We start from the raw sequence: 3,614 nt of genomic DNA, 5'->3' as shown, positions 1-3,614 counted from the left end.
GGACGCGGAACCTGTCCCTCTGACCCAAAAGGAAGGATTGTGAGTAAAGATGGCAAAGTACAGAATGGTGCGCACTAATTTTTGGAAAAATCCCGTTGTTTCGGAGGAAATGACGCCTGAGGACAAATATTTCTTCTTATATCTCCTAACGAATCCCCAAACAACCCAAATCGGAATCTATCGAATTACGAAAAAAGAAATGGCTTTTGATATGGGTTATTCCATTGAAACCATACATGCATTGATGGATCGTTTGATGAATCATCACCAGATGATTCGCTACAATTCAAAAACGAGAGAACTCGCGATTCGAAACTGGGGTAAATACAATTTGTTTAAAGCCGGGAAACCGATGATGGATTGTATCGTCTCGGAGTTAGAAGAAGTGGAGGATCTTTCAATGATTGAGTATGTGGCTGAGAACATCGATCAAAAAGATATCTTAGCTGTCTATGAATCTTTTTTTGAAAACCAATTGGAAGCTGAAACGGAGCCATTTTCTCACGTATCTCAAGATGGGATAATGACTCAATCTAACGGTGCGAACATACGTTTTAACGATACGTCGACGTGTCGTGATACGATACGTGGACAAAAAGAAAATCAAAAAGAAAAAGAAAATAAAAAACAACAACAAGGTTTTTACACAAATATAGCGAACCCATCCAAAACAGAAGCGATCGGTGAAATTGTGGAGTGTTGGGATCAAAATGGGTTTGGTTTGTCGAACATGAACGCCAAAGAGCGGTTGTTAACCTGGTTAGATGATTCTCGTTTTTTGAATCCGAAAAATGTGATTATAAAAGCGCTGGAAATTGCCTGTGCAAATAATAAGCGGCGACTGAACTATGTAGTGGGTATTCTGAGAAACTGGGAAAACGAGTCATTGCTCACAGTTGAAGAAATTGATTTATATAACGAGAGCAAAATGCAAACACAATCACCCATAGCCCTTCAAAAAGGTCGAGCAATACCAGGTCATTATCAATTTGATCCAACGGCAGGTGAGGACTGATGAATTTTGCAGAAATGGCCTATTTAGGGTGTTTAATCAAGGCAAATTATTTAATCAAAGATACCGTGATTGGTCCTGAACAGCTAGAGCAGGTTACTCATCAAGAATTGATGCGGAGGATGGTTGACTTTAGCAATAAAGGCAAGAGTATCGATTTGATTTCGTTAACAACGATCCCTGATCTTTATAACTTCGGTGGAATGTCCTATCTATCAAGCCTGCTCTCACATGCGGATGTTGAAAAATTTGAAGAATTTGAAGCGCTTATCATTGACCTTTGGAAGGAGCGGGAAAAGAAGAACATCTTGACACTTGCCAATATGGGGAATTGGGAGATTTCAAAAGTAATAGCTGAATTGGACAAAATCAACCAAGTGAAGATGAACGATCATACACCTTTAAATCAAGCGTTAGTCCATATGTTTGATGCACCCTGGCAGGAGCAAGAGGTTTTAAAATTGGCCTCAACCGGTATCAAAAAGCTAGACGAAATGACAGGCGGTTTCCAGGATGGAGAGGTTACCATTCTAGCAGCACGACCATCCATGGGGAAAACTGACGTAATGCTGCATTTTGCAAAGCAAGCAGGGTGGGCAGGCTATTTGCCTATTGTCTTTTCATTGGAAATGCCTGAAAGACTGATCACCTCTCGATTAATAGCCTCAACTGGCGGCTACAATCGGTTAAAAATGAGGGATCCCGCGAAAATGTTAAGCCAAAGTCAAAAAGATCGCTTGGCAGATATAATTGGCTATCTGAACGAAACAAATATCCAAATTTTCGATGGTGCTGGTCAAACCGTATCAGAAATGAGAGCAAAGACACGAAAAATGCTGCATCAATTTCCAAACATGAAACCAATTATTTTCATAGATTATCTAACCCTAATCCACTCTAGCGAACTATACGGAGGCAACGCCCATCTACAAATAACCGAGATATCTAGGAATCTAAAAACAATGGCCAAGGATTTTGATTGCCCTGTAATTTGTTTAGCACAGTTAAACCGTTCTGTGGAAACGAGAAATGAAAAACGCCCGATGATGTCTGATATCAGTGAATCGGGAAGCATTGAACAGGATGCAGACGTGATCCTTTTCCTCTATCGCGAAAAGTATTATGACAAGGAAACTGACAATCCATTTCTTGAAATCATCGTCTCCAAAAACCGTAATGGACCAGTTGGAACCATTCATGTTAAATACAACGAATTTACGGGATTGATAGAACAATAGATAATAAAAAGGGTGGGAACTACATGAAAGTGAAGGACTTATATATTGATGCATTATGCTATGAAGAAATCAGTCTTGCCCATTACATTCATCATTTGGTCCAGGAAGGCAAAATTTCATTAGAGGATAATTCCGCCAAATTAGATTTAAATATCGCAGACCATGAGAAGGTAAGGGAAATGATTGAAAGTAATGTATTAGGGTTTCATAAAATCGGGGTGTATTCATTGAAAAAGAATCAGCACGAATTTGTGTTTATCTTTGCAGCAACTGAACAAGAGGCAATTGAATTTTTCGCAAAAACATTTCATCATACACCGCTAAATTGTCATCCATATTCACTATCAACACAGATAGTAAGAGACTATAAAGTGATGACTTTTTGGGAGATGAGGAAGGAACATTTGTCGTTTCCGGCGATAGCAGGGTATTTTGTGAAATAGCAATAAATGGACTTTCTGACGTGTGTTAGAGCATCATTGATATTGGTGGCAAGTCTTATGATTATTTTATGAAAAATTCGTTCTATTGTATAATATAAATAAATCTATCTATTTGAAATTTTGCAATCTGTTCAAAAGGAGAGTTTATGAAAACTAGATATAGCAATTTAAATAATGTAACGAACAAAAAAACGTTTCGGGATATGCGAAAGTGGCAAAAAGAAAGACGAAGTAAAGTGAAAGATTTAACAAAAAATATACCCCAATGTTCAAACAAAAGGGTTCAAGAACTAAAGGAGAACAGAAGTCAAATATCCTATACGTGGATTGGACATTCTACTTTTTTGCTTCAACTTAATGGGCTAAATATCCTTACCGATCCGGTATGGGCAAAGCGTATGGGTTTTGAGAAGCGATTAACCGAACCGGGAATTCCATTGGAAGAGCTGCCGGAAATTGATGTTGTGGTGATATCCCATGGCCATTACGACCATCTTGATTTTCCAACGTTAAAAAAAATCCGAGGAAACCCACAATATTTTGTCCCAGAAGGTTTGAAGTCGCTTTTTATAAAAAAAGGCTTTCAAAATGTAACCGAGATGAAATGGTGGGAAACGACTGAATACAAAGGGCTAAATATTCAATTTGTCCCGGCTCAGCATTGGACAAGAAGATCGCTGAACGATATGAATACTTCTCATTGGGGCGGGTGGATTTTTCAAACCGCAAATCAAACCTTTTATTTTGTTGGTGATACAGGCTATTTCCCTGGGTTCAAGGAAATAGCTGATCGATATACGATTGATACCGTGTTTATGCCAATTGGCGCTTATGAACCTGAATGGTTTATGGCTGACTCACATATCTCACCTGAAGATAGTGTGAAGGCTTTTATCGAATTAAATGCGAAAAAATTTGTTC

General features: G+C 38.5%; 4 protein-coding genes. All 4 read left to right on the top strand.

Annotated elements, in window-relative coordinates:
• Positions 1 to 49: 49 nt before the first annotated feature.
• Complete coding sequence (locus tag V7147_RS23925; RefSeq protein WP_335370298.1) at positions 50 to 1,015, top strand: DnaD domain-containing protein; 966 nt, start codon at positions 50 to 52, stop codon at positions 1,013 to 1,015.
• A complete protein-coding gene (locus V7147_RS23920; protein ID WP_335370297.1) occupies positions 1,015 to 2,250 on the top strand; it encodes a DnaB-like helicase C-terminal domain-containing protein in 1,236 nt (411 codons plus the stop codon). Before V7147_RS23925 ends, V7147_RS23920 begins: the two co-directional genes overlap by 1 nt.
• A 23-nt stretch (positions 2,251 to 2,273) precedes the next feature.
• On the top strand, positions 2,274 to 2,693 hold the full coding sequence (locus V7147_RS23915; protein WP_335370296.1) for a hypothetical protein: 420 nt from the start codon (positions 2,274 to 2,276) through the stop codon (positions 2,691 to 2,693).
• Between the two features lie 146 nt (positions 2,694 to 2,839).
• On the top strand, positions 2,840 to 3,614 hold a 775-nt coding region (locus V7147_RS23910; RefSeq protein WP_335370295.1), incomplete at its 3' end, for an MBL fold metallo-hydrolase.

The sequence above is a fragment of the Bacillus sp. JJ1521 genome (assembly GCF_036965165.1).
In the GTDB taxonomy this organism is placed as follows: domain Bacteria; phylum Bacillota; class Bacilli; order Bacillales; family Bacillaceae_L; genus Ferdinandcohnia.
This window is presented reverse-complemented; position numbering and strand designations above follow the sequence as displayed.

What these genes read in the sequence shown, in the direction of transcription:
- V7147_RS23925 (WP_335370298.1), top strand. Translation starts at nt 50, where the DNA reads ATGGCAAAGTACAGAATGGTGCGCACTAATTTTTGGAAAAATCCCGTT.
- V7147_RS23920 (WP_335370297.1), top strand. Translation starts at nt 1,015, where the DNA reads ATGAATTTTGCAGAAATGGCCTATTTAGGGTGTTTAATCAAGGCAAAT.
- V7147_RS23915 (WP_335370296.1), top strand. Translation starts at nt 2,274, where the DNA reads ATGAAAGTGAAGGACTTATATATTGATGCATTATGCTATGAAGAAATC.